At 52.7% G+C, this 5,707-nt stretch carries 6 protein-coding genes; 2 read left to right on the forward strand and 4 right to left on the reverse strand.

The window, feature by feature from the left end:
* The 3 genes from Q0510_RS21005 to Q0510_RS21015 all read right to left on the reverse strand — a co-directional run.
* Nucleotides 1-358, reverse strand: a 358-nt coding sequence (locus Q0510_RS21005) for an STN domain-containing protein (protein ID WP_298716012.1), incomplete at its 3' end; no start/stop codon positions are given.
* A 188-nt stretch (nucleotides 359-546) separates the two neighbouring features.
* On the reverse strand, nucleotides 547-1,713 hold the full coding sequence (locus Q0510_RS21010; RefSeq protein WP_298716013.1) for a FecR family protein: 1,167 nt from the start codon (nucleotides 1,711-1,713) through the stop codon (nucleotides 547-549).
* 96 nt (nucleotides 1,714-1,809) lie between these two features.
* A complete protein-coding gene (locus Q0510_RS21015) occupies nucleotides 1,810-2,409 on the reverse strand; it encodes an RNA polymerase sigma factor (RefSeq protein WP_298716015.1) in 600 nt (199 codons plus the stop codon).
* 557 nt (nucleotides 2,410-2,966) lie between these two features.
* Here Q0510_RS21015 and Q0510_RS21020 point away from each other — a divergent pair.
* A complete protein-coding gene (locus Q0510_RS21020) occupies nucleotides 2,967-3,389 on the forward strand; it encodes a type II toxin-antitoxin system RelE/ParE family toxin (protein ID WP_298716017.1) in 423 nt (140 codons plus the stop codon).
* Nucleotides 3,370-3,678 (forward strand): helix-turn-helix transcriptional regulator, encoded by a 309-nt coding sequence (locus tag Q0510_RS21025; RefSeq protein WP_298716019.1) that lies wholly within the window; start codon nucleotides 3,370-3,372, stop codon nucleotides 3,676-3,678. Before Q0510_RS21020 ends, Q0510_RS21025 begins: the two co-directional genes overlap by 20 nt.
* Nucleotides 3,679-3,781: 103 nt before the next feature.
* On the opposite strand, the gene Q0510_RS21030 is transcribed toward Q0510_RS21025, so the two are convergent.
* A partial coding sequence (locus Q0510_RS21030; RefSeq protein ID WP_298716021.1) for an alpha-L-rhamnosidase C-terminal domain-containing protein occupies nucleotides 3,782-5,707 on the reverse strand: 1,926 nt, incomplete at its 5' end.

The raw sequence follows: 5,707 nt of genomic DNA on the forward strand, positions 1-5,707 counted from the left end.
CGATCTTTCCTTTCACCTTTACCGGCGGCGGCGTGGCGGGCAGGTCGTAGCGGGGGATCGCGGGTAATTTCTCCTTCACGATCACCATATCGTCGAGCAAAGTGTAGATCAGCGGCTGGTTGCGGAAACAGGCTTCCAGCACTTCGCGGATATGGCTGTTTTTAACCGTCAGCGTAACCGGCGCGGCTTTTTCCAGCTGCCTGGCCGTGTACACGAATGAATAACCGGTCTGACGCTTGATTTCCCGGAACACCTTTTCCAGGGGAGCGTTTTTCTCGGATATGGTAACCTGCTGGCTGAGCGTTTTGGCGCTCACGCACATGCAGGCCGACAATAAGAGCAGAGCGGTGAGTTTCATTATCCGCAATTTTTTGTTAATACCTTCCGGCGAGAAGGCACAAAGGAGCTTTAAATGCATAGATTTGCATAGTTTGAGTGATTCAATAAACTTTCTATCAGAGTGGACTGTTTTTCGACGCTCAGGCATTAGCGCCCTGCGGACCAGGCAGGGCGTTTTCTATGTCCGGCGCCATCTACGTGGCTGTTTTACTTCATAACGATTATTTTTTTGCCTTCTATTTTGAATTTGACTTTACCCGTAAGTTCAAGTGCCTTCAGCACGTCGGAGAGTTTCTTGCTGCGGGGGACGTCGAGGTAGAAGCGGTCATCGACAGGGTCGATGTCATCCATTTCCATATCGTACCATCGCGAAAGCTGGTGCATGACGTGGGTGATGGATGCGCCTTCGAATACGAACCGTCCTTTTTTCCAGCCGGTTACTTCCTCCAGGTTTACGTTGCGGCGAACATCCAGCTTGCCGGCGCCTGCCTGCACCTGTTCGCCCGGAGCGATGGTGCGCGCGCCTGCGGCGGAAGAAACTTTCACCTTTCCTTCGATGAGCGTGGTGCGCACGCTGCCTTCTTCAGGATAGGCGTTTACGTTGAAATGCGTGCCGAGCACGGCTATTTCCACACCGTTGGCTTTCACGGTGAAGGGTTTCTTTTCATCCCTGGCCACTTCCAGGTATACTTCACCTGTAATATTGATGCTGCGGGTGTTTTCCACGAATGCGGTGGGGAAAGTGATGGAGGAGGCGGAATTGAGCCAGGCTTTGGTGCCGTCGGGGAGCGTGAGGCGGTATTGCCCGCCGCGGGGCGTCGACATGGTATTGTACATCACTTCTCCCGCGCCGGGCCCTTCGCCGTCGTCGTACACCAGTTGCCCGTTGGATAGTTTATTGACGGTAGCGCCGCCTTGTTGCGCCAGGAGGCCGTCGGCCGCGCTGTCGAGCACGATTTGCCGGCCATTGGAAAGGGTGAGCACGGCTTTTTCACCGCCGGGCATGGCGTCTTCTGTATTGTCCTGTTGCGCCTGGGCGATGGGGGTTGCGGGGGATTTTGTTCCCTGCCAGATGCCCAGGCCTGCCAGCAGTAATACGGCTGCGGCGGCGGCCGGCTTCCACCAGGCGATGCGGTGGCGGGAGCGGTCCGTTTCTTCCGATAGTCTTGCATATACGCGGTCCATCGCGGCGGCGCCGGACTGCCGGTCGACTTCAGCGGGCTCGTAGTTGCGCCATGCCTCCTCCAATACGGCCTGAATGCCGGTGTCGGATTCGGATTGGTTCACCCATTCCGCCAGTTCCTGACGCTCTTCGCCCGAACAGGCGCCTTCCATGAAGCGGTTGACGAGATAGTGGATCCTTGCGTTAGACATATGGTTGAATATTTAAATAACGTGAGCCCGCCATAGCGTTGCTACAGATAAAGACAACCGGCAAAAGCGATAGGCATAGCCGGCCGGAAAAAAAATTTAACAAAAAGGAAACACGAGGCAGGGCAGGAAGATGATTTCCAGGGAATGGGGGTGTTGGCTGAGTTGTTCGCGGAGGGTGCGGAGCGCCTGGATCATGTGGTTTTTCACGGTGCCGGTGGTAATACGGAGCCGCCTGGCGATTTCTTCATGCTTGACGCCTTCCTCCCGGCTGAGGAGGTAAATGGCTTTTTGGCGGGGCGGGAGCTGCTGGATGGCTTTGTGGAGGATTTCCCGGGTTTCCTTGAGTGCGATGTGGGATTGCGGGGTGCTGTGGGCGGGGAGGTCGCCGGCGGATATCTCCTTCCGCATCACTTCTTCCCTGGCCATTTTCCGGAAGCCGTTGATGGCGTGATTCTGGGCCATGCGGAACAGGTAGCTGCCAAAGGAGTCCACTTCCCGGAGGGTTTTCCGGTCTTTCCAAAGCTTCAGGAATACGTCCTGCACCACGTCTTCCGCCGTGTCCGGGGAACCGGTCAGCTTGCCGATAAACCCGTACAATTTGAACTTATAAGCGTGGAAAAGATGGGTAAATGCCAGTTCATCCCCATCTGCAGCCATGCGCAGCCATTCCTTCTCGTATTGAATTGACGTAGACAACGTGTGTGATCCCCTTAAAAATTGAGCAAGACAAATTTATCGACATTTAGATAATTGCCGCAGAACTTTTTTCCCGCCGATTTGCAGGTATAGCAGATTGATTATCAACCCGATTCCTCTCACCCCTCCCGTTTCATGACAATCCCCCAGTTCTCATGACAATACTCCCGCCCCCGCGATTCCCAGGCTTCCGGCGGGCTATTTTGATGATAAAGCACTGATACTACAGGGATATGACTGGCTTAGTGTATGGAATAGCGCTTCCCCATGATGCTGTATCCATGCTGTAACCCCTAATTCGGATCAACGATACTCCCAACAAGCCAGTAATTGTTCTTAAAAAAGTTATCAGTTGGGCTAAAAATTATATTGCTGTTCTTCTATGAGAAAAAAAAGTTGTGTGGGAAGGTCAAATAAATATCGCTTATCAGCAATCTGTAAAAAGCAAAACCCGATAGCTTGAAGGGCTTCAGAGGCTACCGGGAATAAGTTGTAACGAAATTAGTAAAAATCTTCATTCAGTTATAAGACGCTTTAACACTTGGTATAGACCACCAATGGAACTGATTAAAACAAAATTGTTAAACCCAAAAAACAAGTTGCCCCAAAGGACAACTTTTCATATCTTTATGTCAGCATCTTTAAAGTATCGGACAGCGCATTTTTACAAGCATTATTTTGAAATTTTCTATGAAGCGCAAAGGGAAGAGGTAAAAGCTAAAATAATTTGGACTATTAAAGGAATTGAAGCAGTTGAAAGGATACCAACTTCCTATGTAAAGCACATTGAAGGCACAAACGGTTTATATGAAATGCGTATAAAATTTGGTACGGATATCTTTAGGATATTCTGCTTTTTTGATAAAGGCAAGTTGATTATCCTGGCGAATGGATTCCAGAAAAAAACACAAAAAACACCTGTGCAGGAAATTCTCAAAGCATTAAAAATCAAGCGTGAGTATGAAGACGAAAATAAATAACAACCTGACTTCACTCGACGATTTCGTTGACAAGAAATATGGTAAACGCGGAAGCCATAAACGCGAAGCGTTTGAAGTAGGATATGAAATATTTAAAATTGGATTTCTACTGCAGGATGCAAGGTTATCAAAGGGTTTAACTCAAGAGGAGCTTGCATCGAAAGTAGGAAAGAACAAATCTTACATATCTAAGATTGAGAATGATGTAAAAGAAGTTCGCCTTTCTACATTATGCGAAATCGTTGAAATTGGATTGGGTGGTAAAGTCAATGTTTCCATTGAATTTTGATAGAAATCATTGATTATTTTCCGGGACCACCGTGCGTAACTAACTAAAAAAAAGGCGCCCCCAGCCGGGGGCGCGCTCTTGCTCATTACGGGTTAAAAAAAAGCTATTTCTCCGCCTCGAACCGGTATTTCCCAGGTCCTACCAGGAAACGGACATATCCGTCTTCCGAGCCGTATGCTTTCACGCCGGATTTGGCGTAAGCGCCGTTGGCCCAGGCGTTCTTGTTATTCATCCTGATCTTCTTCACACCCGCCGCCGGAATTGCGATCACCGTGGCAGTGCCCGCCGGTGTTTCAGCCTCGAGGAGGAAACGCCCGTTGCGGTTCGTAAATGAGGAATGGATCATCCCTTTCACCGAAGGGACCACTGCCGAAGCCTGTTCCATCTTGCCGGGACGGGGCATGATCCGGATCGTGTCGTAACCTGGGCTCAGGGGCTCGATGCCGCAGAGGTATTGGCTCAACACCGTTAAACCGCCGCCGCTCCAGGCGTGGTTCACCGTGCCGCCGCCAAATCCCTTCTCCCCTATCCCCCAACCTTCAAACAGGGTGGTAAAGCGATCGTCGGCCACCATTTCCGTGAAACGCGCCTTGTGCCGGGCCAGCGCCTCGTCAGGATAACCCATCCGGAACATGGCTTCAAACACATACTTCTCCATGTAAGGGCTCGCATGCTGCTCTTCCGAGAATATCTTCATGATGGCGGGATACTTCTCCCGTGCCGCAATCCCCGAAACCACGGCCAGGGCCTGCGTGCGGTCGTCGGTTTTGCCTTTGTAAGCGGGATCGCGATAGGCGGCGCCATTCCAGAAGCGGGCGTTGAATGCGGTGTGGAATCTCGCCCGGTCGGCCGCGAACCGTGCGGCGTCGGCCGGTTTGTTCAGCTCGCGGGCCATGCGCTCTATGCCGTCGAGGGCGATGTAGTACCAGAGATTGTACATGGGGAGGAGGTCGCGGTTGTCGCCCCAGTCGCCCCAGGTCCAGTCGCCACCGCGGAATTTCATCAGCCCTGTACCATCGGGCTCCCAGAGCATGAGGTATTTCTTCGCGCCGTCGTAGAGATCGGCGATGGTGGATTTGTCGCCGGTGTTGAGGTAGTACGTCCAGATGCCGTAGTAGCCCAGGGTGGAAAGCACCTGGCAGGGCAGCTCGTCGAACCAGTTGCCTGCGGGCACGGGTGCGTAGATTTTGCCGTCGGGTTGCTGCCAGCTTACCACTTCATGCAGCCATTTGCGGATCAGCTGGTGTGCGGTGGGCGACATGGCGTAGAACACTTCCCCCGCTTCGTTCACGGCGTCGCCTGTCCATTGTGCCCTTTCCCGCTCGGGGCAATCCATGAAATTATCGCGCATCGTCACGTAGAGGGTGCGGAGTGCTTTTTCCCGGAGGCGGTTGAAGAAGGGGTCCGAACAGGTGAATGTACCGGTAAACTCCGTATTGTAGCCGGTTTCGCGGTAGCGGAGGGATTTGATCTTCACGCCTTTCGGAAATACATAATATACTTTATGCCCGTTCATCCACAGCAGGTGCTCGTATGCCTGCGCACCGGCGCGGGTGATGTATTCGCCGCGGAGATTGGATTCGGCGCCGTTGAACAGGTGGTAGTTGTCGGTAAATACCTGCACATGCCCGCCCGCTTCGGCTTCGATCTCGAAGTAAGGCGTCACCTGTGCATTGTAGGGTAATTCGCAAACGATGGTGTCGCCGGTGGACACCGAAGGGAGGCTGGCGGCATTGCGGTACGCCTTCATCCCGTAATCCTTCCATTGCGGGATAGGCCGCGCAATGAGGCGGTTCCAGGGATAGATACCGGCGATCCCCAGTTCCTTCGCGCCTTCCATCCATCTCACATCCGTACCCGGCTGTTCCCAGCCTTTCCTTTCGCTGCGGGCATCAAACAACAGGTTCGGCTCTGAAAGTCGCCAGTTGGGATATGGCGCTCCGGCGGCCTGGTAGGCGCCCATGAGTGCCGTTTTCCATTCGCGGTTGCTGCGAATGGGTGTGTTGCCGGCCATGCAATCGAAATAGAG

It is taken from the genome of uncultured Chitinophaga sp., from assembly GCF_937874145.1.
GTDB lineage: Bacteria > Bacteroidota > Bacteroidia > Chitinophagales > Chitinophagaceae > Chitinophaga.

Excerpts from the sequence above, each read along its gene's own strand:
- Q0510_RS21020 (WP_298716017.1), top strand. The coding sequence starts at position 2,967 with ATGGAACTGATTAAAACAAAATTGTTAAACCCAAAAAACAAGTTGCCC.
- Q0510_RS21025 (WP_298716019.1), top strand. The coding sequence starts at position 3,370 with ATGAAGACGAAAATAAATAACAACCTGACTTCACTCGACGATTTCGTT.
- Q0510_RS21010 (WP_298716013.1), bottom strand. The coding sequence starts at position 1,713 with ATGTCTAACGCAAGGATCCACTATCTCGTCAACCGCTTCATGGAAGGC.